Source organism: Parabacteroides sp. ASF519, from assembly GCF_000364265.2.
Classification (GTDB): domain Bacteria; phylum Bacteroidota; class Bacteroidia; order Bacteroidales; family Tannerellaceae; genus Parabacteroides; species Parabacteroides goldsteinii.
Window position 1 is genome coordinate 5800941 of the sequence record NZ_AQFV02000006.1, and the last position, 23687, is coordinate 5824627.

General features: G+C 41.3%; 24 protein-coding genes and 1 pseudogene. 12 read left to right on the forward strand and 13 right to left on the reverse strand.

Annotation, left to right across the window (positions count from 1 at the left end):
• Positions 1 to 14 precede the first annotated feature (14 nt).
• Positions 15 to 623, forward strand: coding sequence for a hypothetical protein (locus C825_RS23215; RefSeq protein ID WP_010800371.1), 609 nt, complete (start codon positions 15 to 17; stop codon positions 621 to 623).
• Positions 613 to 1344, forward strand: coding sequence for a DUF4145 domain-containing protein (locus tag C825_RS23220; RefSeq protein WP_010800372.1), 732 nt, complete (start codon positions 613 to 615; stop codon positions 1342 to 1344). The genes C825_RS23215 and C825_RS23220 overlap by 11 nt, the downstream gene beginning before the upstream one ends.
• A gap of 307 nt (positions 1345 to 1651) precedes the next feature.
• Here the strand turns inward: C825_RS23220 and C825_RS23225 are convergent, their stop codons facing one another.
• From C825_RS23225 to C825_RS23245, 5 genes and pseudogenes are all read right to left on the reverse strand, one after another.
• The gene (locus C825_RS23225; protein ID WP_010800373.1) at positions 1652 to 2653 is read right to left on the reverse strand and encodes an aldo/keto reductase; all 1002 of its coding nucleotides are present in this window, start codon (positions 2651 to 2653) and stop codon (positions 1652 to 1654) included.
• Positions 2654 to 2733: 80 nt separating this feature from the next.
• Positions 2734 to 3606, reverse strand: a pseudogene (locus tag C825_RS23230) (helix-turn-helix domain-containing protein).
• A gap of 81 nt (positions 3607 to 3687) precedes the next feature.
• Positions 3688 to 3990, reverse strand: a complete 303-nt coding sequence (locus C825_RS23235; RefSeq protein ID WP_154278392.1) for a cupin domain-containing protein — start codon at positions 3988 to 3990, stop codon at positions 3688 to 3690.
• 145 nt (positions 3991 to 4135) lie between these two features.
• Positions 4136 to 4705, reverse strand: a complete 570-nt coding sequence (locus tag C825_RS23240) for a Crp/Fnr family transcriptional regulator (protein WP_010800375.1) — start codon at positions 4703 to 4705, stop codon at positions 4136 to 4138.
• Positions 4706 to 4731: 26 nt separating this feature from the next.
• A complete protein-coding gene (locus C825_RS23245; RefSeq protein ID WP_010800376.1) occupies positions 4732 to 5241 on the reverse strand; it encodes a nitroreductase family protein in 510 nt (169 codons plus the stop codon).
• 133 nt (positions 5242 to 5374) lie between these two features.
• Here C825_RS23245 and C825_RS23250 point away from each other — a divergent pair, with 133 nt between their 5' ends.
• Together C825_RS23250 and C825_RS23255 are read left to right on the forward strand one after the other, a co-directional pair.
• The gene (locus C825_RS23250) at positions 5375 to 5869 is read left to right on the forward strand and encodes a cupin domain-containing protein (protein WP_010800377.1); all 495 of its coding nucleotides are present in this window, start codon (positions 5375 to 5377) and stop codon (positions 5867 to 5869) included.
• The gene (locus tag C825_RS23255) at positions 5866 to 6663 is read left to right on the forward strand and encodes a LuxR C-terminal-related transcriptional regulator (protein WP_173012333.1); all 798 of its coding nucleotides are present in this window, start codon (positions 5866 to 5868) and stop codon (positions 6661 to 6663) included. The genes C825_RS23250 and C825_RS23255 overlap by 4 nt, the downstream gene beginning before the upstream one ends.
• On the opposite strand, the gene C825_RS23260 is transcribed toward C825_RS23255, so the two are convergent.
• On the reverse strand, positions 6635 to 7219 hold the full coding sequence (locus tag C825_RS23260; RefSeq protein ID WP_007653863.1) for a hypothetical protein: 585 nt from the start codon (positions 7217 to 7219) through the stop codon (positions 6635 to 6637). The two genes, C825_RS23255 and C825_RS23260, sit on opposite strands and share 29 nt — an antisense overlap.
• Before the next feature lie 136 nt (positions 7220 to 7355).
• On the opposite strand from C825_RS23260, the gene C825_RS23265 reads away from it, so the two are divergent.
• Positions 7356 to 9431 carry a HelD family protein gene (locus C825_RS23265; protein ID WP_010800378.1) on the forward strand — a complete coding sequence of 692 codons (2076 nt, stop codon included), beginning with the start codon at positions 7356 to 7358 and terminating at the stop codon, positions 9429 to 9431.
• On the opposite strand, the gene C825_RS23270 is transcribed toward C825_RS23265, so the two are convergent.
• The 5 genes from C825_RS23270 to C825_RS23290 form a co-directional block, all read right to left on the reverse strand.
• Positions 9418 to 9837, reverse strand: coding sequence for a pyridoxamine 5'-phosphate oxidase family protein (locus tag C825_RS23270; protein ID WP_007653865.1), 420 nt, complete (start codon positions 9835 to 9837; stop codon positions 9418 to 9420). The genes C825_RS23265 and C825_RS23270 overlap by 14 nt on opposite strands.
• Before the next feature lie 90 nt (positions 9838 to 9927).
• The gene (locus C825_RS23275; RefSeq protein WP_180334984.1) at positions 9928 to 10800 is read right to left on the reverse strand and encodes an AraC family transcriptional regulator; all 873 of its coding nucleotides are present in this window, start codon (positions 10798 to 10800) and stop codon (positions 9928 to 9930) included.
• Between the two features lie 10 nt (positions 10801 to 10810).
• Positions 10811 to 11332: a GNAT family N-acetyltransferase gene (locus C825_RS23280; protein WP_007653870.1), complete on the reverse strand. Its 522-nt coding sequence runs from the start codon at positions 11330 to 11332 to the stop codon at positions 10811 to 10813.
• A 30-nt stretch (positions 11333 to 11362) separates the two neighbouring features.
• A complete protein-coding gene (locus C825_RS23285; RefSeq protein ID WP_010800380.1) occupies positions 11363 to 11989 on the reverse strand; it encodes a YMGG-like glycine zipper-containing protein in 627 nt (208 codons plus the stop codon).
• Between the two features lie 116 nt (positions 11990 to 12105).
• Positions 12106 to 13935: a DNA polymerase III subunit gamma/tau gene (locus C825_RS23290; RefSeq protein WP_010800381.1), complete on the reverse strand. Its 1830-nt coding sequence runs from the start codon at positions 13933 to 13935 to the stop codon at positions 12106 to 12108.
• 70 nt (positions 13936 to 14005) lie between these two features.
• Here C825_RS23290 and C825_RS23295 point away from each other — a divergent pair, with 70 nt between their 5' ends.
• A complete protein-coding gene (locus C825_RS23295) occupies positions 14006 to 14311 on the forward strand; it encodes an FtsB family cell division protein (protein WP_007653878.1) in 306 nt (101 codons plus the stop codon).
• On the forward strand, positions 14311 to 14640 hold the full coding sequence (locus tag C825_RS23300; protein ID WP_007653879.1) for a hypothetical protein: 330 nt from the start codon (positions 14311 to 14313) through the stop codon (positions 14638 to 14640). Before C825_RS23295 ends, C825_RS23300 begins: the two co-directional genes overlap by 1 nt.
• A gap of 223 nt (positions 14641 to 14863) precedes the next feature.
• Here C825_RS23300 and C825_RS23305 read toward each other — a convergent pair whose 3' ends face one another.
• Together C825_RS23305 and C825_RS23310 are read right to left on the reverse strand one after the other, a co-directional pair.
• Entirely contained in the window at positions 14864 to 15469 is a 606-nt protein-coding gene (locus C825_RS23305; RefSeq protein WP_010800382.1) for an OmpH/Skp family outer membrane protein, read from the reverse strand.
• Positions 15470 to 15492: 23 nt separating this feature from the next.
• Complete coding sequence (locus C825_RS23310; RefSeq protein ID WP_010800383.1) at positions 15493 to 15711, reverse strand: hypothetical protein; 219 nt, start codon at positions 15709 to 15711, stop codon at positions 15493 to 15495.
• A 147-nt stretch (positions 15712 to 15858) separates the two neighbouring features.
• Between C825_RS23310 and C825_RS23315 the strand changes: the two genes are divergently transcribed.
• The 5 genes from C825_RS23315 (at position 15859) to C825_RS23335 (ending at position 23619) form a co-directional block, all read left to right on the forward strand.
• A complete protein-coding gene (locus tag C825_RS23315; protein WP_010800384.1) occupies positions 15859 to 17331 on the forward strand; it encodes an aminoacyl-histidine dipeptidase in 1473 nt (490 codons plus the stop codon).
• Positions 17332 to 17481: 150 nt separating this feature from the next.
• Positions 17482 to 18996, forward strand: a complete 1515-nt coding sequence (locus C825_RS23320; protein WP_010800385.1) for a hypothetical protein — start codon at positions 17482 to 17484, stop codon at positions 18994 to 18996.
• Positions 18997 to 19008: 12 nt separating this feature from the next.
• Entirely contained in the window at positions 19009 to 20049 is a 1041-nt protein-coding gene (locus C825_RS23325; RefSeq protein ID WP_010800386.1) for an endonuclease/exonuclease/phosphatase family protein, read from the forward strand.
• Positions 20050 to 20061: 12 nt separating this feature from the next.
• Positions 20062 to 21747, forward strand: a complete 1686-nt coding sequence (locus C825_RS23330; RefSeq protein WP_010800387.1) for a M23 family metallopeptidase — start codon at positions 20062 to 20064, stop codon at positions 21745 to 21747.
• A 123-nt stretch (positions 21748 to 21870) separates the two neighbouring features.
• Entirely contained in the window at positions 21871 to 23619 is a 1749-nt protein-coding gene (locus tag C825_RS23335) for a phospho-sugar mutase (protein ID WP_010800388.1), read from the forward strand.
• The last annotated feature ends 68 nt before the right edge of the window (positions 23620 to 23687 follow it).

Genomic DNA, 23687 nt, shown 5'->3' on the forward strand with positions numbered 1-23687 from the left:
TAAATATGAGCAATATGAGCAATTTTGATGATGAAGATTTGGAGATTGAAGCTATAGCAAAATGTGCTAAAGCTTTATCAAGATTAGACAATGAAAGTAAAACAAGAGTTATTCGTTATTTACTAGACAAATATGGTTTTATTGATCAATCATATAAGCCTACTGTCCCTACAAATCAGTTTATAGGGGCAGAAAAGCAATTACCCCCTACAAATAAAGAGACAAAAGTTGAAACGATTAATGCTGAACCTGCTTCTATTACAAAAGATAATATTCCGTCATTGTATGAACTGATGACCAAACAATATACAAAAAATGAAACGGAAATCTTATTGATGATATTATATTATAAATCTAATAATGGGACAATTCCAATAGAACGTTCTTCTATAATGGACGCATACAGAGAGGAAAGTATATATACAGAAGGGAGAAATAAGAATCTTTCAAAAAATATCGATAATCTCATACAGCAATCTTATATTTCTGCTATAACTAAAACCAAGTTTATCATAACAAGTGCAGGAATTGAACAAATACAACTGATTGCTACTGGGAAGTCAGAGACTAAGCTAAGGAAACCTCGTAATACAAAACGTAAATCACCTAATAATGATAAATAATTCCTCAACATTAATTCATTGTATTTGCGAAAGGTTTTCTGCAAAAAAAGATGTTGCAGCAGCTTTTGTTTGGTTGCATTATAGATTAGAAGAGGGACAAGAATGTAGTACTCAAAAAATAAATTCTTATTTTGAGCAAGCTAATCTCCCTAAATATAATGTAACTTATTTAAAAGAAGACTTAAGAAAACATCGAAATATCTTATCTATTAAGGGAGGAGGATATAAACCAACAAGAACTTTACTATTAGAGCTTGATGCAGAATTTAATCAATTTCTCCTTAAAACAGAAGAAGTTGTATGTGAAGGATTAATTCTCCCTACTTCTCTATATGAAAACACTCGTGGATATATTGAAACATTAGGGAAACAAATTAATGCTTCATATGAACATAATATATATGACGGTTGCTCTGTACTAATGAGACGATTGTTAGAAATATTATTAATTCACTCTTATGAAGCAACTGGAAATATCACAGTAATACAAGATGGAGATGGATATAAGAATCTCAGCGTAATAATCAATGATATTATACAACATAAACGTTTTTCTCTTTCCAAAGAGGTATTATCTGTACTTGACAGATTTAGAATGTTAGGAAACTTATCGGCTCATAAAATTCAATATAATGCAAAAAAGGCGTACATAGACGAAGTAATAACATTATACAGAGTTGCTATTGAAGAATTATTATATATATCTAAGATAAAGGCTTAAAATAAATCCCTATCTTTGCATTCAGAAATCGTACCCAAGATACAAACTTGTGTTGAACGGTGCAAAGCTGTGAAGACCTTATTCAAGGGACTTACATCGTAATAAAAATATAACTTACTGAAAGATAGTGCCATATCAACCCACTTTCGGTTGCTGGTGGCACCACTGAAAATCAAGCAGTTACTTTAAAAGTAACTGCTTTTTCGTTTAAAATAGACTCCTTTTGGACTAAAAACACACCTATTTTCTGATTTTCTGCGTTCCGTTTAACCCGCACTAAACCATAAGTATAATCCAGCCGTACAGTCTATTTATTTACAAATTCGAAATCATACTTATTGTATCTATCTCCAATATTAGGGAATTTCTGTACAAGTTGCTTTATCTCTGTCATATCCTCTTCCGACAACCCGATATTAGCTGCCTGTGCATTTTCTTCTAAATATTTCATACGTTTTGTACCCGGTATGGGTACAATATTTTCACTTTGCGCTAACAACCAAGCCAAAGCAAGTTGAGCAGGAGTAATGTTTTTACTTTTCGCAATAGTTGCCAGTCCGGTAGCTAAACCGCGGTTATTCTCCCAATGTTCGCTATTATAACGAGGTAAATGCTTTCGAAAGTCATTTTCTCCTAAAGCTTTAACATCAATGGTATTGGTGACCAATCCTCTGCCTAGTGGAGAAAACGGAACTAGAGTTATTCCCAATTCTTTAGTTAAGGGTAGCATCTCTTTTTCCACATCACGGGTTAATAAGGAATACTCACTTTCAACGGCTGATATAGGATGAACGGCATAAGCTCTCCGCAATGATTCGGATGAACATTCGCTTAATCCTAAATAACGCACTTTCCCCTCTCCCACCAGTTCAGTCATAGCACCAACAGTTTCTTCAATCGGTATTGCCGGGTCTATCCGATGTGCATAGTACAAGTCTATGGTTTCAATATTCAGCCTTTTCAAACTGCTTTCTACTGCTTGTCTCATATATTTAGGAGAAGCATCCACATAACTCTCGCCACCGGCAAACACACTGCCTTGATTATTACGTAAGCGGAAACCGAATTTCGTTGCTATAAAAATCTGATTTCTTCTTTCAGCCAATACCTTAGATAATAATCGCTCATTAGCACCATTGCCATACACATCAGCTGTATCCCAAAAGTTGACGCCAAGCTCCAATGCACGGTACAATGTTTTGATGCTTTCTTTTTCATCAGCTACTCCATACGCAGCACTCATTCCCATGCAACCTAATCCGATAGCGGACAGGTTCTCTCCTGTTTTACCTAATTTTCTGTACTTCATAATTTATATTTCTAGTCGGTACAAAATTAAGGAGAGGCATTCAGATTGAATGATACAATTCAAAGCATCATTTGCACAAATCAAATAATTGCCTGTTCTCTGATTTCACTAGGGGATTTACCAGTATGCTTACGATAAAATTTACTGAAATAAGAGACCGTTTCGAATCCCAAACTATACGCTATTTCTGATATAGAAAGATTACTGTGTAACAAATATTGCGTACATTCTTTGGTTATTCTTTCCGCAATCATCTCAGAGGTTGTTTTTCCTGTCGTATCTTTAACGACTTTATTTAAATGATTAATATGCACAGACAGGCGGTTTGCATAATCGGCAGGAGTACGTAAATTTAATATCGCGTGCGGATAATCAACCGGGAATTGCCTGTCTAACAATTCTATGAATAATTCAGTAATACGCTGTGAAGCATTCGGGAACGACTCATACTGATTGAAATCTTGCATTTTCAAGGCTGTATGTATCAACAAATGAAGGTAGCATCGCAACACATCAGACTTATTCACATAGCCGGATTGGTTTTCTTCCTGCATCTGCATGTATATATCCAGCACTTTATCAACTTGCGTATCATCCAAAAAGAAGACTTTATCTCCTGTTATTTTAAATAATGGGGTATTGGCTAACGAACCGTTTTTTTCTTCCGACTGCACAAACTGTTCATTGAAAATGCAAAACATTCCTTTCTGTTCTTCACTGATTGATTCCCAAGCATAAGGAACCAAAGGATTGGAAAACAACAATGCAGGACGGTTTACCAAAATCCATTTATCTGCATAATATAGTTTTCCCACACCTATAATCAATGTAATTTTATAAAACTCTCTGTAACTGAATTGTACTGTTCCAAAATTACATTACCGGGAGAAAATATTAAAGTAGGGTTTCTCCTTAGAATAAATAGCATCCGGTTGAGAAGGACAAAGCTGTATCCTTTTATAGAATTACGAAATACTTTCAGGCATAATAACGAGTATTTATTGCAAAATAAACAATTATTATCCGAAGAGAGCTTACTTTTCAGGTAATAACACTATTAAATCCTCACACTCTTCTATTAAATAGTATGCAATGAACACTAAAAATTCGGAATCTGATGCATTATCAAAATGCAGTATAGGCTTATTCTTAGGTTCGTAAAATACTTCTCCACCTGTTAGCAATTGAGCTTTTTCTCCTTCAACCTGGAACGATAAAGTACCTGAAACAACATGCCCCACAACTGAACAAGGATGTAAATGATACTCAGCCTTTCCACTTTGCGGAATAACGACTCTTTTAATTTCGACTTTTGATAAACCTTGCTTTTCCTTCAATTGAATAGAAAGAAGATTGGTTCTTGCTACGTTATTCTTTTTCCATACTTGTGCAACAATTTAAAATGATTAATACAATGAATACTGCTATCTTATTCATGATAGATTTGTTTGCTGCAAAGATAGGACAGAGCAAGAGCTTATTTCATTGACCTATGTTAAGAGATTTAAGACGGCTCAATGATTCAGGTTTTATTCCAAGATATGATGCTATATGATATTGTGATACATGTTGTTCTATATTAGGATAAGTTTGTAGAAGTAATTTATATCTGTCTAAAGCATTATCCATAAGTAATGATGTCTCTTTCCTGCATTTTTTAATAAAGAGAGTGTCTGCTATATATTTTCCCAATTTATACCACTCATTCGAGGCTTGTAGTAATTGGTCATAATTAGTTTTAGATAAACAATATATAACCGAGTCTTCCAATGCCTGTATGCTTCCTACACTTGCCTCTTTAGTTAGAAAACTTCTATAAGATGTGATAAATGAACCTTCAAAATAAAAGTCACTGATATAATCGTCTCCTTCCTTTTCTATGTAAGAGCGTAAAACTCCCGATTCCACAAAGCCTATAAATCTACAGATTTGTCCCTGATGCAATAAATAGTCTTTCCGCTTCAAAAAAACTTTATCGCATGTATCTATCAGCCTTCCATATAAATCGGACGATAAACCTACTTCGTTGATTAGAATGTTCTCTAATATCATATTTTATCTATACCATACGCCCCCATTTAATACACCGTTACTATTTCCCCCCTCTCCTTCCGAGTTGAGAAACATTCGGGTTGTTCTGCGATATATCCCAATGGTATAATCGCTACCGGATATTTTTCAGCTGGTAATTGAAAGTTTGTTCTAAGTAAATCCAAATCAAAGTTACAAACCCAGCAACTACCTAATCCCATTTCTGTAGCAGCAAGACAAATATGTTCTGTTGCAATGGCGGCGTCGATGTCTGCATGATTTTTATTATCAGACTTACGTACCCAGGCTTCCGATCTATCAGCACATACCACGATATAGACTGGTGCTTTTGCAAACCATTCTCTATTATAACATTGCTGTATCTTCTTTTTCTGTTCTTCACTGATTACAACCATGAAATGCCACGGTTGATAATTTACCGCAGAAGGAGCTAACCGGGCACATTCAATAATATAATCTATCTTATCCTGTTCGACCTTATCCGACTTATAATTTCTTGCTGAAAAGCGTTTCTTTGTTAGTTCTAAAAAGTCCATACCTTCGCTGTTTTTAATATTTGGAGTAAAATATCTGTAAAATTACGCTTTACAAACTATATTTGCTACATGAATAGAGATAATTTGTAATAACTTCACCCTCTTAAAAACAAAATCACTAAAAGACAAAATCATGGCTACTATTTTAAAATCAACCGAAAGAAACTTTCAGGAAAATCCGAACAGGATTGAGCCTTTCAAATTATTCACAGACATCTCCAGAACCCAAAAAGGAGTGGAACCGGAAAATTTAAATTTCGACTTGCGTCAACTGAATCCCGGACAATACTGTTCTGCGTACCATTTCCACCGATACGCAGAAGAATTATTCTTGATTATCTCCGGCTCTGCCACCTTAAGAACACCTAAAGGGTTAGAAGCCGTAAGCAGCGGAGATTTGATTTTTTTCGAAAAAGGTGAAACCGGAGCACATCAATTATACAATCACACGACAGAACCCTGCGTATACCTTGATATAAGGACATTTATCGGACATGACATTTGTGAATATCCGGATTCCGATAAAATATATCTTGTTCCGTCAGGTGAGATATTCAATAAATCCGCGCAATCCGGTTATTTTGACGGAGAAGAAAATCCCCAGGAGAAATGGAGGGAACTTCAATGAAGCCAGACAATATCACTCGCGAAGAATTATGGGCCAGACAAAACCTATCAGCTACCGGCATCGATTACGCCGTTTGGGAACGAGACAAAGCCATGCTCCTGCAAATGGCGAAAATAAATCGTACCTGTACCTTCGTTGTCGATGTCTACAAATGCAGATATGCTTTCGCTTCCTCAAACTTTTCCGACTTGCTGGGATATGACAGCCATAAAATTGCCACTCTCGAAAAACAGGGTGACTATCTGGAATCACGTATCCATCCGGACGATCGCCAGCAACTGGAGGCTTTCCAAATCCGGTTGGGAGAATTCATTTACAGCCTCCCTGCCGCTGAACGGAACAACTATTGCAATATTTACAGTTTCCGTGTCCGCAACATCCGTCAACAATACGTACGTGTCATCAGTAAACATCAGGTAATGGAACAGGACGCAGCAGGAAAAGCATGGCTTATATTAGGGAATATGGACATTTCACCCAACCAGGAAGAGACAGATGGGGTAGATTGTACCGTCCTCAACCTCAGGAACGGAGAGATGTTCTCCCCTTCCCTCCCGCCCCGTCGGCAACCGATTCTCACTCCGCGGGAAACGGAGATATTACATCTTATCCAGGAAGGACTGCTAAGTAAGGAAATCGCTCATAAACTATGCATCAGTATCCATACAGTAAATATCCACCGTCAGAACCTGTTACATAAATTAGGAGTTCAAAACTCCATCGAAGCGATAAATGCCGGATTGGAATCTGGACTGTTAAACCGGCTTACGGCATCCACTCCACCACACCGGTAACCGGATATTGTTTTCTCCACTCCTCAAATTCGGCATAACTCCGCACACCGTCACGAATAACAGCCTGATAATACTCCACTCCCATGACCTTTTCCGTTACAGGTGTTTCAAATTTCAGTTGCAGGATAGCCCGTCTTGTTTCATCCGTCAGAACAGCAGCGATTCGCTTGGCTACCTTTTCAAAATAACCGTCATATCGGGAACCTTTCCGGATATGAATCATATCTATCTGCCAAAGTTCACCTTCCGGTTCCTGAAACCAGGCATGCCACTCCACGCACTCTTCAACCGTATGTAACAAGTTCGCACACTCTATTTTTTTGACAGACGGATTCTCCGCCAGTTTTGCCATCGCCCGGAAACTGTCTGATAATTCCAACGGAGAGGTATAAATATGAAAATCAATATCCCGGTGCGTCATCAGTAACCCCGTACTTAAAGAACCAACCAGATTGATTTCAGCCCCTATACTTTCCCAGGCGGGGATAACGCCGCTGTCCTCCACTACTTTCCAGGCCCGCTGCTGATTCAGCCGTGCTATATCGAGAATATCCATTTTTGTATTTTTAATGTGCACGCAAAAGTATGAAAAAGGCCGGAAATATAGCTATAAATCACTATTTAATAGACAGGTCGGTTCATGTAACTTTGTCCGTCCTTTCCAATCATTTTAATATAACAACAAGACAGCTATGGTATTCAACGAAACAGAAAAACAGGAAAAAGAATATTTACAAAAGATACTCAGTATCATACACGCTACGATTAACAATACCGACAAATCAGTTAAAGACCATGTAGACACCCTGCAAGAATACAAGGATTATTTATGGTCTAACAAAGACATAGACCCACACGAGATTCGTTCCATGCGTGAAAGTATCCTGAACCATTTCGCATTGGGAGAAAACGTCATCGATAAACGCAAACGGTTAGGCCGGATTCTCGATATTCCCTATTTCGGACGGATAGATTTCAAAGAAGAGAAAGATGGCAGTCAAACCACACCTGTTTACATTGGAATACACACATTCTACGACTCCATAAGCAGGACCAATCTGATATACGACTGGAGAGCCCCGGTTTCAAGCATGTTTTACGACCATGAACTGGGCGAAGCCTCCTACACCTCCCCGAACGGCGAAGTCAACGGCAAAATATCACTCAAACGCCAGTACCGCATCCGTAAAGGCCGGATGGAATATATGATTGAAAGTTCCCTCACCGTCCATGACGATATTCTACAGAAAGAACTCAGTGCCAATGCCGACGACAAAATGAAGAATATCGTAACGACTATCCAGCGTGAGCAGAATCAAATTATCCGTAACGAAGAAGCTCCCGTACTTATCATACAGGGAGTAGCCGGTTCCGGTAAAACCTCCATTGCCTTGCATCGTATCGCTTATCTGCTTTACACCCTGAAAGGAAATATTTCTTCCAGGGATATTCTGATTATATCCCCCAATAAAGTCTTTGCCGATTACATATCCAACGTACTACCCGAACTCGGAGAAGAGACAGTTCCTGAAACCAGTATGGAACAAATCCTTTCGGAATTACTCGAAAATAAATATAAATACCGGAATTTCTTCGACCAGGTAACCGAATTGCTGGAAAAACCATCCCGGGATTTTATCGAACGAATACAATACAAGGCATCGTTCGATTTCATTTCCCTGTTGGACAAATTCATCCTCCACATGGAAAACAATTATTTCAAGGCTACAGATGTCCGGCTCACCAGACATATCACCATCCCCGCCGGCTTCATCGAGGAACAGTTCAAACGATTCAACCGTTATCCGATGCGACAACGGTTTGAGACAATGACTGATTACATACTGGATATGATGAAAATCCAATACAACATATCCGTAACCACGTCAGAAAAGAACCTGCTGAAAAAAGAGATAAAAAAGATGTTCGGCGGAAACAACGATCTCCAGGTATATAAAGACTTTTTCAAATGGACCGGGAAACCTGAAATGTTTAAACTGCGCAAAGGCCATATCCTTGAATATGCGGACCTTGCCCCGTTGGCCTACCTGCACATGTCGTTGGACGGAAACACGACATATTCCCATATCAAACATCTCCTGATAGACGAAATGCAGGACTATTCGCCCATCCAATTTAAGGTAATTCAAAAACTTTATCCCTGCCGGAAAACTATTCTCGGCGATGCATGCCAATCGGTAAATCCCTATGGTTCATCAACAGCCGAAATGATTCGCAAAGCATTTGCTGCAGGAGAGGTCATGAAATTATGCAAAAGTTATCGTTCGACCGTCGAAATAACCGGCTTTGCCCAAAAGATACGTTCTAATGACGAACTGATACCAGTTGTACGTCATGGCAAAAAGCCGGAAATTCTCCGGTTCGGAAATGCTGAAGAAGAAATATCCGCCATCGCTCATTTGGTCTCTGTATTCAGAGAATCAGATTACAAATCATTGGGAATCGTATGCAAAACTGAATTACAGGCAAAAGAAATGGCAGAAAAACTTCAAAAACAAATCGAAAACATATATTTCCTGTCCAGTCAAAGTTCCGCTTTCATAAATGGCACCATCGTCACTTCTTCCCATATGGCAAAAGGGTTGGAGTTCGATGAAGTAATCATCCCCCAAACCAATAAGACAAATTACTGTTCGGAAATCGATAAAAGCATGCTTTATGTGGCAGTAACCCGAGCAATGCATCAATTGACAGTGACATATTCAGGGGAACAAAGTGAATTTATCCGTACGGCTACTCAACACTAAAATCCTCGGATTTGAACCCACTGTAATACCTTCCCGAAAAAGCGGTGAATTTCAACACACAATAATCCGGGTCGGTAACACCTTCTTTATAATACATTGTATCTCCCGGCAACCAGATTAATTCTTTGCTTGCCGGATCGGTCAGGACTTCGATTGTTCCTTTCAGCATCACGCCTTTGAAAAAGCGCCGGTCGCAAAAGTAAATACAGGAACGGTCATTCTCCCTGAACTGAGCCACACGCCTGGAAGATGTATTGGTAGTAAAATAAAATGTACGGATTCCTTCCCGCTTACGAGGTTGAAGCATTGCTTTGATATTAGGGAAACCTTCCTCATCAACCGAACCGAGGAATGAAACTGTCTGTTTGTCAACGATATTACCTATCGTCTTTTCCGGATCTCTCATAATTAAACTGTTATTCGTTTATAATAAGGGCAAAAATAGAGTATGAAGCTATCCCGGATGCAACAGTAAACAGGGAGAAAATGTCACTTTTTACGGTTTGTGCATTTTTCTGTATGCCAATGGAGTTTGTCCGGCATGTTGACGAAATGAACGGATAAAATAAGATACAGTATCATAGTTCAGCCGGGCGGCTATTTCCGAGACGGGTAAATCAGTATAGGTCAGCATCCTTTTGGCCTCTCCCATCACTTTGTTATGAATATATTGTTTGGTACTGACCTGCATGGAGGCCGTAATCATTTCATTCAGGTAATTCGGCGTAATACATAATTTATCAGCATAATAGCTGACTGCACGATGTTCTTTAAAAGACTTGTCGACCCAACGGATAAAGTTAGTAAGATGAAGGTTACGCCCCTTCACTATATCCGTTTTCCCTTCTTCCTCCTTGTATCCCCTGTCAAGGAGCATAAGAACCTCATAAAGCAGTGCCCTCAACACATGGTCACCATTCCGGGAGGACAGACCGATCTCATCCCTTATATTACATATCTGTTGGAAGATACGACTGGAAACTGATTCCGAAAGATGTATTTTTGCCGCAGTTTTGTCTGGATCAAAATAACTGAGATGCTGAACGAACTGGTCGTCTTTGAAAAAAGAGGAAAGAAACTCTTCCTCGAAAATAAGTGCATACCCATTTATAATATGATCTTTATCCCAATGACGTATCTCCCCCGGCTTTGAAAAAATCACATCACCGGGACAGACGTCATACTGTTGGTTATCAATTGAAAAAGAGCCAGAACCTTCGGTGACAAAAGTAATGTCATAGTAAGTCAGCGTATGCACCGGATTGATATCCAGAAACTTCTTGATGTTTTTCAGTTCGACAACATCCACCAGTAACTCACTACCATACTTGTGCTTATAAAATGTATAGCGGGGTATTGACTTTTTCATCGGACAAGCGTTATAAAACCAATTCATAAAGTTGGAACCATTTCAAATGCTCATAAGGCAGTCCCAGATCAACAGTCCCAATATATTGATAACCGAGTTTTTTATAAAGGCTAATAGCTGGTGTATTATCGACTGACACGTCCAACCGGATCGATTTCATCCGGTGACTAACCGCATATTGTTTAGCAAACTCCATCAATCGGGTCGCCACCTCCTGTTTCAAAAATGAAGGATGTACAACCAACGTCCGGATCACCAGAATATCAGCATATTCCGCCTCAACCAGCCAGCGAACCTGACTGTAAGCCTTTTCCGGCTCATGATTCAATATAATACTTCCGGCAACAGTTCCATTTTCAATGGCAACAAACAAGCATTTCTCATCAATCCCCTGCATGGCCGTCTCCCTGACAGGATATATATGTTTTATCCATCCCGGATAGTTTACCGTGGAAGACAGATAGTCATTCAACCCGTCATAAAGAACCTCCAGTTCGTCAAGATGATGCGTTGTGCCTTGTTCTATAATCATTGCCTGATGTTTTCTTATAAAAATAAATGCCTAATATCTTCCGGCTGGCAATGTAAAAGTCTCCTTATCCGTCAGATAACCGTCTGAAGACTTCAAACGGACAGACAGCACTATTTCTCCGGCTTTCAATTTAGGAGAAGCATGCAAGGTGACAGTATAACTGACTCTTTTATGCGGCGGTAACTGACGGATAACAAGAGGCTTTGAAAGTTTCACATATTTGCCTCCCTGTTCGACCTTGATAACAGGCTCAATATTGTAAGCCGTTTGTCTCCCTTCATTCGATAAGATAAACGAGATGCGGCAACTTTCTCCTGCATCTACGATCTGATTGTTATTCCGGTCTTCCAGATAAATATCCTCAATAACCAGATAGGGGACCTGATACTCTCTGGCACTCGCTGTATTCCTGTCACGTTGATTTTGAGAGGAAGCGGCGGCAGCCCCCAGAACTGTCCCTCCGACCGATCCTACAAACGAACCGATCGCCTCTCCGCGATATCCTCCGGCCGCATGCCCGATCACTGCACCGGTAACCGTACCCGCCAACATGCCGACCTGCGAACCCACTATCGTACGCGATGTCGGATCCATTGTCGCACAACCCGTGCCAATCACAGGTATCATCAGAAACAGGAGCCAATTCTTCATTCTCATATCAACATTTTTTATTTATCCGCTAAAATACAAATATTTAGCGGATAAAGGCTGATCAAAAACGTTATAATATTCGTCTAAACAGAAAACCGCCCTTGTTTCATCCGTTGAAAGAATTAATCCAGTGTCAGATTGAACTCGTCTTTCAGTTTTCCCAGGACGGGATTTACGGTCAATAAATGTTCGAACTTCTCGGTTGCCGTATAGGCTAAATGCTTTTCGTTCGTTTCGATAATCCGGACACGCATCTGGATACGTGTATTTCTGAGTTGTGCACGCAAATAATTCAATAAATCCACACAACCATTACTCAGTTCATCCTGCTGACCGGGATTATGTACACCTACTTCAAAGAAATAGTTTTCCTGCAAAACAGGCTTGCAGTTGATCATCGTATTCTTCAGATAAACTTTCTTATCGATAATTCCGCTTGCCGCATAAGCATCCCAACAACGTACCAGGTCTTCTTCCGTGAACTGGTTGACCATCTCCTGAACTGTCCGGTTTTCCTGCTGTCCCATCTGGTTCTTCGGTTTTTCCACACCGATTTCTTTCAGCGACGTACCTAAATGTTGCGGACGGGAAGGACGTTTAGGTGGAGTTGCAGCAGGAGGCTGCGGAATAACTGTTGCCGAAGAAGGCATATTCGAAGTTACTACACGACCATTGTTATTACCCATATCAGCCGGTTGCTGTGAAGCCGGTGAACCAGGATAACCGGATGGTTGAACTGGCTGACGAACAGGTTGCCCCTGTGGTGAAGCCTGTGTGCCCTGAGAAACAGGCTGTCCAGGAGCACCGGATGCGATCGGTTCAATTACTCCTTTTTTTTTATCGTCGGCTGCCTGCCCTGCATTACTCAGCTGGCAAAGCTGGATAAGCGTCAGTTCCAACAGCAGGCGCTTATTACGGCTGGCACGATAATTCAGATCACAGGTATTGGCCAGTTCGATCGCCTTAAAAAGCAACTGATCCGGACAGCGTTTTGCCATCTCTTTATATCTTTCACGGATCGAGGCTCCGACTTCAAACAAGATCAGAGTTGCCTCATCCTTACAAACCAGCAAATCACGGAAATGGGCGGCCAACCCGGTAATGATATTCTGCCCGTCAAATCCTTTGCTCAATATTTCATTCAGGATCAAGATAGACGAACGTACATTTCCTGCCAGGATTGCGTCCGTAAGGCGGAAATAATATTCGTAATCGAGTACATTCAGATTGTCGATGACAGCCTGATAAGTAATATTGCCATTGGTAAAACTAACTACCTGGTCGAAAATAGACAGGGCATCACGCATACCGCCATCAGCTTTCTGGGCTATTACGTTCAAGGCTTCCGGCTCAGCAGTCACATTTTCCTGAGAGGCAACATATTCCAGATGTTCCACCATATCGGCAATCGAGATGCGGGAGAAATCATATATCTGGCAACGCGACAGAATAGTCGGAAGTACTTTATGCTTCTCGGTAGTCGCTAAAATAAACAGGGCATGATGCGGCGGCTCCTCCAACGTTTTCAGGAAAGCGTTGAATGCAGCCGAACTCAGCATATGAACCTCATCGATGATGAATACCTTATATTTTCCGATTGCAGGCGGGATACGCACCTGGTCGATCAACGAACGGATATCGTCGACCGAGTTGTTGGAGGCAGCATCCAGTTCATGAATATTATAGGAACGCTGTTCATTGAAAGCCTGGCATGATTCACACTCGTTACAAGCCTCGCCGTCTGCTGCCGGGTTCAGGCAATTTATTGTCTTCGCAAAGATTCGTGCACACGAAGTCTTCCCGACACCACGCGGTCCGCAGAAAAGGTAGGCATGTGCAAGTTTGTTACTTTGTATTGCATTTTTTAGTGTAGTGGTAAGAGACTTCTGCCCTACAACACTACGGAAAGTAGACGGGCGGTATTTTCTTGCCGATACAATATAATTGTCCATTCTTTGCTTTTTTATTAACAACACAAAGATATACAAAATAATTCATTTACCTTTGCAAAAACGAAGTTCCATGTCACGCATAAAAGACTTTTACAACAAGTATCTATCCAGGATAAATGCCTACTGGTTGGTTATCATTGGATTTTTGATCCTCACTTTTACAGTGGGCGACAGCAATTTGTATAAGCGGTATACGTACGACGAAAAGATCCGCAGCCTGGAAAGAGAGATCAAACATTATCAGAAAGAGATCGAGATAAACAGTAAGAAACTGAACGATCTTCGTACCGACAAAGAAGGTCTGGAACGCTTCGCCCGTGAAGAATATTTCATGAAGAAGCCGAACGAAGACGTCTATATCATCAAAAAGAAATAATGAATCAAAAAGCAAGAACAATCATTTTCAATATGGCCGGTTTACTGATACTGGCCGGGGCAGTCCTTTTCCTTACCAAATGGTTTCTGGCACCTTACCTGTTTGCCGTCGGAGCCGCCGGAATGGCTGTATGCTTCCTGACGCTCTCTACTAAAGATATGGAGTTTCGCGAACGCAGGTTGCACCGTTTTAACATAATAGCCTCTGTCCTGATGATCTGTGCCTCCGGGTTGATGTTCAAAGATATGAAAGAGTGGATTATCTGCCTGACAATTGCAGCCGTACTATTGCTCTACTCATCATTCGTTTCCGGAAAGCAACAAAAATAATCCTATCAAATTTCCCCACCCTATTTTATTATGTGGGGAATTTTCCCCTTCTATATGGGGAAATACCCCCATTGCAGTGGGGAAACGCCCCCATTAGAGTGGGGAAATACTCCCATTGTAATGGGGTTTACTCTCTACATAACAATAAATAAAACGGTATGATACAAAAAAAGCTGTTACATTAAATGCAACAGCTTTTTTTGTATATCGTTTTTGATACTACTTATTTTCCGCTGGAATAGCTCTTATTCAACAAGTCGATCAATTCGTTTGTGATATCGTAAGCATCGCCGGCTAACAAAATATTATCTTCTGCGGTGTTACTGAAAATTACCTGATATCCTTTTTCCTTATTATATACTTTCAATTTTGAAACTACTGTATCACGAAGCTGTTCGTTCAGCTTCTGACGTTCCATTAACAAATCCTGTGACAATTTAGCATCCAAGTCTTTCAGTTCCTGTTCTTTCTTCATCAGACGTTCCTGCTCTTGTTGAGCTCTTTCACGAGTTAGGAATGCATTATTTTCTGCTTTACGATAGAATTCCTGAACTTCATTCTGCAAATTACGTGCCTGCTGTGTTACATTAGCACGCGAATTTTCTTCTTTTTTCAGGAGCTGTTCATTCAGATCCTTGAAATAATTATAATTAAGCAAAAGCGAATCTACATTGACATAGGCTATAGGAAGCAGGTTTGTTGTATCACCTTCTCCGGATGCAAATGTTTTTGTTACTGTTGATTCTTTCTTGTCGGAAAATTGCATTATGAACAATATCACGACAGCCACCGCGAGCACACCATTAATTACGTAGTTAATGTTCTTCATAAAGTGTAAATTAAATCCTTATTTTATTCTTCTATTTCTTTTACTCTATCATATAGATTCTTTTGCTTCTTCTGTTCGCGGTCTTGCGTCTTGGCACAATGGATACCTTTTTTACTCAGTGCTCTGTTACCTCCGACATGCGTATTCGGGAACCTTCCCCCCTTCTTGAATATCACTTTTACAGCAAGTAACACAACACAAATAACAAGAATTATGACCGTTAATAATATCGTTGTAAGCATTTTCTCTATATTTGTGGACGCAAATATAAGAGTTTAAGTGATTATAAAGTATCTTTTTGGTATTTAATTCTACTTTTTTTCATACATAACTCCTGAAATGATTGCATTATTAACTATATAGTAACAACTATAATATATTGTAACATTATGAAGATTACTGACTTAAAGCCTGAAATCGTCTGGAAGTTTTTCCACCAGGTAACACAAGTGCCCCGTCCTTCAAAGAAGGAAGGCAAAATGATCCAGTATCTGGAATCGTTCGCAAAAGAGTATAAAATCGCCATAAAGAAAGATGCAGCCGGAAACATCCTGATGTCGAAGCCTGCAACACCCGGATATGAAAAGCTGCCGGTTGTTATCCTTCAGTCGCACATGGATATGGTTTGCGAGAAAAACAACGGAACCGTTCATGATTTCGACAACGACCCGATCGAAACAATTGTAGACGGAGACTGGCTGCGTGCCAACGGAACAACGCTGGGAGCCGACAATGGTATCGGTGTTGCCGCCGAACTGGCTATCCTGGCTTCCGACGATATCGAACACGGACCGATCGAATGCCTGTTCACTGTTGACGAAGAAACTGGCCTGACCGGAGCTAAAGCTCTTGAAAAAGGCTTCATGACCGGAGATATCCTGTTAAACCTCGACAGCGAAGACGAAGGCGAAATCTTTATGGGCTGCGCCGGAGGAAAAGATACACAGGCTGTGTTCCATTGCGAACAACGCCCGACCAACCCCAATATGTTATATTTCAAAATTGATGTAAAAGGATTGAACGGCGGACATTCCGGCGGTGAAATACATAAGGGGCTGGGTAATGCAAACAAAATACTGGTTCGTTTCCTGTATTTATTGAACAATGAAGCAGACTTCACTTTGTGTTCGATTGAAGGGGGTAATCTGCGCAATGCGATAGCCCGTGAAGCGCATGCAGTCATCGGACTTTATTCGGAAGATAAAGAACAGGTTCGTGTACTGCTCAATAACTATACGGCGGATATCGAAAACGAACTGAAACATATCGATCCTAACGTACAGATCACCATGGAATCGACCGACCGTCCGGAATTATGCCTGTCTAATTTCGATATGGAAAAGGTTATCCGGGCCTTGCATGCTTGTCCCCATGGCGTTATCGGCATGAGCCATGACATCGAGGGATTGGTTGAGACTTCTACCAACCTGGCTTCCGTAAAAATGAGACATGAAGCCGAAACAGAACAATTGATAATCACTGTCGGAACCAGCCAGCGTAGCTCCATCGAATCATGCAAAAACATGATTGCCAACCAGGCAGCCTCCGTATTTAAACTGGCCGGAGCGATTGTTACCCACGGTGACGGTTATCCGGGATGGGCTCCTAATCCGGATTCCAAAATCTTGAAAGTCGCACAGGATACATATAAACGTTTATTCAATAAGGACGCCAAGATCATGGCTATCCATGCCGGACTGGAATGCGGACTGTTCCTCGAAAAATATCCTAATCTGGATATGATTTCTTTCGGACCGACTTTAAGAGATGTTCACTCTCCGAACGAACGGATCAAAATTAAGACCGTCGGTTTGTGGTGGGCTCATCTTTTAGAATTATTAAAAAGCGTACCGGCAAAATAAAATTAAATATTCTGCGTTATAAAAAGAGGATTAACACTTTAATCGTGTTTTTCCTCTTTTTTTATGTTAATGCCTGAAAACATTCTTTATAAATCGTTTGTTTATAAAGAAACAAGAACACAAAGGCATACATTTTAACATTTAGAGAAAATGAAAAGAATTACAGCGCCGTTGCTTATAATATGTACACTTTTACTCAACCTGTTGGCTGGATGCGACGGGCTGGACGAAAATTATTCGACCAATCCGAATCACCGGTTGAGTTTCTCGACAGATACCTTATCATTCGATACTGTCTTTACCACGATAGGTTCAGCCACAAAACAATTCATGGTTTACAACAAAAACAGTGAACCGCTGAATATAGAGAGAATCATACAAGCCTCGCCTGCTACCAGCGGATTCCGTATCAACGTGGACGGACGAAAAGGTGACAACTTCGACAATGTCAGAATTGCAGCCAAAGACAGCATGTATATATTTGTAGAAGTCACTGTCAATCCGAATGGAAAAGACCAACCGTTATTAATCCAGGATTCAATAGTGTTCACCTACAACAGCGTGAAACAAACAGTTTTACTGGAGGCATGCGGACAGGATGTCAAGCTGATAAAAGGCGGACAGACATTGAGTGAAGACACCAAGCTGACAGCCGAACGTCCTTATCTGATATATGACAGCCTGATGATAGACAAAGGTGTAACAGTTAATATCGAAGAAGGCACCACTTTCTATATGCACGACAAAGCAAAGATCATCGTTGACGGAACGATCATTGCGAACGGAACCATGGATAAACCGATAGTCTTCCGCGGTGACCGTCTCGATTTCATACTCGACATACTACCCTACGACCGCACACCGGGACAATGGGAAGGAATTGTATTCAACAATGAAAGTTTTGACAACATATTTAATAATGTAATAGTAAGAAACGGAAACAACGGCATAACCTGCAAGGCTTCTGATCCGGAAAAATCCAAATTGAAGATTAACAATTCGCAGATCACCAATATGGATGGGAATGTATTGACTGCAACCAACTGCAATCTGGAAGCCGCTAACAGCGAGTTCACAAATGCTACGGTAGACGTTGTTGTATTAAATGGAGGCAAATATAGCTTTACACATTGTACACTTGCAAACTACATCTCTGCCAAAAGCCGGCATTCGGAATCTAAAGAAGGTGAAGCCAGTCATACCTTACAACTATTTGACAATTATTCAAATTCAAATAAAGCGATCATGCCATATGATTTATTACAAGCTAATTTCGACAATTGTATAATCGATGGTAGTCTAGGTGCCGGTAAAGAAATAAAAATCGATATTGGGACCAAGTCCATGCTCCTAAGAAACAACGATTTAAAATATCATTTCGATCACTGCGTCGTAATGATGGATCAAACCAGTAGTGAAAACTTTACCGATGTCATTTTTATTAAAGGAAAAGACGAGAGTAAAATGGAGTACCGGATGACCGGCGGAGAAAAGAATAAATATATGTATGATTTCCGTCCGGATAAAGAAACAACTCCCGGCGTAGGTAAAGCCGATTTGTTTGTTTCCCAGAAATATCCGGTCGATCGTAACGGCGTAAACCGACTGACAAACAACGGGCCGGATATAGGCGCTTATGAATTTGTTCCTAAAGAAGAAGAATAAAAACAATTAAATATGACCAGGACCTTAACTATATTAATTTGCGTTCTCGCCTTTCTCTCCCATCCGGTAAACGCCCAGCCCGGATTCAGGGTCATGAGTTACAATGTAGAGAACCTGTTCGACACCGAAGACAATCCGGACAAGAACGATAATGACTTCCTCCCGTCGGGTAATCATCACTGGACACGCGGACGATATTACCATAAACTTCAGCAAATAGCCAAAGTGATCAGCGCCGCAGGTGAATGGGATACTCCCGCCCTAATCGGCCTCTGTGAAGTGGAAAACGATTCCGTCCTGATCCATTTGCTGAACCGGACACCTTTGAAACAACAACAATACCGGTACTGCATGACACACGGTTCAGATACAAGGGGAATAAATTCCGCCCTTCTTTATCAACGAACTCAATTCGGATACATCAGCCATAAAGAACACCCGGTACTCTTCACCCATAAAACACATAAACAGACACGTAACATTCTCCATGTATGGGGAAAAGTAATAACCTCCGATACATTAGATGTATTCGTCTGTCATCTTCCTTCGCGCTACGGAGGTGAAAAGGAAAGCGAAGCCGACCGCTTCGATGCTGCCCGTACATTAAGGCATCTGTGTGATTCCTTGCTGCAAATCCGGAAAACGCCTCAGCTGCTGATCATGGGAGATTTTAACGACACACCGGAAAACGCCAGTATCACACAAATACTGTCTGCCGGAAAAACCTCCGGAAATCCGGTATCCGGCAAGCTCTACAACCTTTTTGCCGATCCCCATGTCCTGAACAACCCCGGAACCCACAAGTATCAGGGAGAATGGAATCAGCTGGATCATATCATCGTATCCGGCAATCTGATCGATAAAAACTCTCCCATGCATGTTGTTCCCGGAAGCAATCGAATATTCATGCCCCCCTTCCTGCTCACTAATGATAAGACCTGGCACGGCAAACGACCTTTCCGCACCTATTATGGTTTTAAATATGAGGGTGGTTACAGCGATCATCTACCTCTCATTACCGACTTTTTACTATCTTTGCCTAACAAAGATTGAATTAAAACAGACATGCAGATACATCATATACTGGCAGGGATTTTCCTCTTTGCCGGAATTACAAACAACACAGCCGAAGCCCAGCAACTTCGCAAACCGATGGATATTCCGGTCTTGCTAAGCGGGAATTTCGGAGAACTGAGAAGCAATCATTTCCATTCGGGAATAGATTTCAAAACACAAGGTGTCGAAGGGAAACCGATCCACTCCGTGCAGGACGGCTATGTCTCACGCATTTCGGTAAGTCCCTGGGGATATGGCAACGGCCTGTATATCACACATCCGGATGGTACGACTACTGTTTACGGCCATCTTCAGAAATTCTCCCAAAAGATCACCGCTTATCTCAAAGAAAAACAATACGAACAGGAAAGCTTCAATGTAAACCTGAGCCTCACTCCGGATGAACTACCTGTTAAAGAAGGCGAACTCGTCGCGCTGAGCGGAAACACGGGAAGCTCCGGCGGTCCGCACCTCCATTTCGAAGTGCGCGACACAGAGACGGAAGAACCGATGGACCCGATCGAATACTACAAAGATTTAATAAAAGATACGCAGGCTCCCAAGATACAGGGAATCATGGTCTATTCAATGCCAGGAAAGGGCGTTGTGAACGGAAGCCGCCGGAAACTGGAACTAAAACCGGTCACAGCCAAAAACGGAAAACAAACACTGACCGGAAAGATTGAAGCCTGGGGAGAAATCGGACTGGCTGTAAAAGGATACGATTACATGGATAATACCTCCAATATTTATGGTATCAAAGACATCACACTGACGGCAGACAGCCAGGTTATTTTTCATAGCAACCTGGATCGTTTCGCCTTCGATGAGAGCCGTTACCTGAACAGTTTCACAGATTTTGAAGAATGGAAAGAACACCGTTCGTTCTATATCAAAAGTTTTGTCGACCCGGGAAACCGGCTTCGTTTCATCGAAAGCCTTAACCGCGGGATCCTGACTATCGACGAACCCCGCACCTATCACCTGACTTACCAGTTGGCAGACGCTTTCGGCAACACGACCCAGCTTTCTATCCAAATCGAAGGCAAAGAACAACCGATCCCGGAAGTCGACACGGAAAACACAGAATTGTTCCATTGGTGGAGCGACAACCGTTTCGGAGCCAAAGGAATCCGCCTGACAATCCCGAAAGGAAATCTTTATGACGACTTATATTTCCACTATTCCGTCAAAGAAGACAGCGCTGCGCTGGGCGCCACACATATATTACACAACAAACCGGTCGCTTTCCACAAATCAGCCAAATTATCCCTCCGGTTGCAAACAGACACACTGGAGAACAAACAGCAATACGGTATTGTCCGACTGCAAAACGGACGCCGGTCATGGACCGGAGGTGTCTACCGCAACGGCTGGGTCGATGCCGATATAAAAGAAATGGGAAGCTACACGCTCGGTCAGGACCTTGTCCCGCCGACCATTACACCTCTCAATCCGGCAACATGGGTCAGTAAACAAGCCATCGCACTCAGGCTGTCGGACAACCTGAGCGGTGTACAAACATACCGGGGTGAAATTGACGGTCAATATGTTTTATTTGAAATGAATAGTAAGTCCGTCATTACCTATCACTTCGATAAAGAGCGGCTGGCAAGAGGGAAACACACGCTGAAACTGGTTGTAACAGATGCCTGTGGAAATCAATCCACTTATACTTATCCGTTTACGTGGTAAAAAATAACTTTTTCTTTTTTCTTGAAAATAAAGCTGCAAGCCATTGTTTACAACAATTAATTTGTATCTTTGTTTTCTCCTAAATAAGGAAATAACACATATATAAATGCAAGATATTTGGGTATGGAAAACAACGAACTGCTAGAAATGGTAAGAAGTAAAGCGCAAAGCTGGCTTACCAAAAGTTATGATGCCGAAACAAAAGCAAAAGTTCAGGAATTATTAGACAGCGAAGATCCGACCGAACTGATCGAATCTTTCTACAAAGACCTTGAATTTGGTACAGGAGGTTTAAGAGGTATCATGGGTGTAGGAACCAACCGTATGAATATTTATACTGTCGGTGCTGCTACACAAGGTTTGTCAAATTATCTGAAAAAGGAATTTGCCAATCTGGATCAGATCAAAGTTGTTATCGGCCATGACTGCCGTAACAATAGCCGCAAGTTTACCGAAATCTCGGCAGATATCTTCTCTGCTAACGGTATAAAAGTGTACCTGTTCGAAGACCTTCGCCCGACACCGGAAATGTCTTTTGCTATCCGTAAACTGGGATGCCAGAGCGGTATCATCCTGACAGCTTCACATAACCCGAAAGAATACAATGGTTACAAGGCTTACTGGGACGACGGTGCACAGATGATCGCTCCGCACGACCGTAACACGATCGCCGAAGTAAACAAGATCCGCAATGCCAGCGACATCAAGTTCAAAGGCAATAAAGACCTGATTGAAATCATCGGTTCTGAAATCGACAATTTGTATATCGACGCTTTGACGACTATTTCCCTTTCTCCGGAAGCGATCAAACGTCACCATGACATGAAGATCGTTTACACTCCGATCCACGGTACCGGTGTAGAGATTGTTCCGGCTACATTGAAAGCATTCGGATTCACCAATATCATCCATGTTCCGGAACAGGATGTTGTAAGCGGCGACTTCCCGACAGTTGTTTCGCCAAATCCGGAAGAACCGGCAGCACTGGCTATGGCTGTTGAGAAAGCGAAAGAAACAGATGCCGAACTGGTTATGGCTTCCGACCCGGATGCTGACCGCGTTGGAGCAGCTGTTAAGAACAACGAAGGCGAATGGGTATTGCTGAACGGTAACCAGACTGCTTTGATGTTCGTTTATTACCTGATTACCCGCTGGAAAGAATTAGGCAAGGTAAACGGTAAAGAATATATCGTAAAAACAATCGTTACAACCGAGCTGATCCGTACGATCGCTGAGCGCAACGGTGTTGAAATATACGACGTTTACACCGGTTTCAAATGGATTGCCGACGTAATGAAGAAAAACGAAGGAAAGAAAAATTACATCGGTGGCGGTGAAGAAAGCTACGGATTCCTTTGCGAAGACTTCGTTCGCGATAAAGATGCTGTTTCCGCATGTGCTATCCTGGCAGAAATCGCAGCATGGGCAAAAGATCAGGGTATCACCATGTACCAGTTGTTGCAGAACATCTATGTACAATATGGCTTCTCTAAAGAAAAAGGTATTTCTGTTGTGAAAAAAGGCAAGAGCGGTGCAGAAGAAATCGAAGCGATGATGAAGAACTTCCGCGAAAACCCGTTACAGGAAATCGCTGGTTCTAAAGTTTCATTATTCTATGATTATGCATCACTGAAAGGTTACAGCTACATCGATAACGAAACGATCACGCTGGATATGCCGACAACTTCCAACGTACTTCAATACTTCACTGAAGACAATACGAAAATATCTATCCGTCCTTCAGGAACAGAGCCGAAGATTAAATTCTACTGCGAAGTTCATTCAAAAGTAAAAAGCCTGGAAGATTTACCGGAAGCAAACAAAGCTGCCGAAGAAAAGATCAACCAGATCAAAGCATCTTTGGGTATCTGACCAGATAGTTAAATAAAAAAGCGGGACAAGAGGTTCAACTTCTTGTTCCGCTTTTTTACTACGTACAT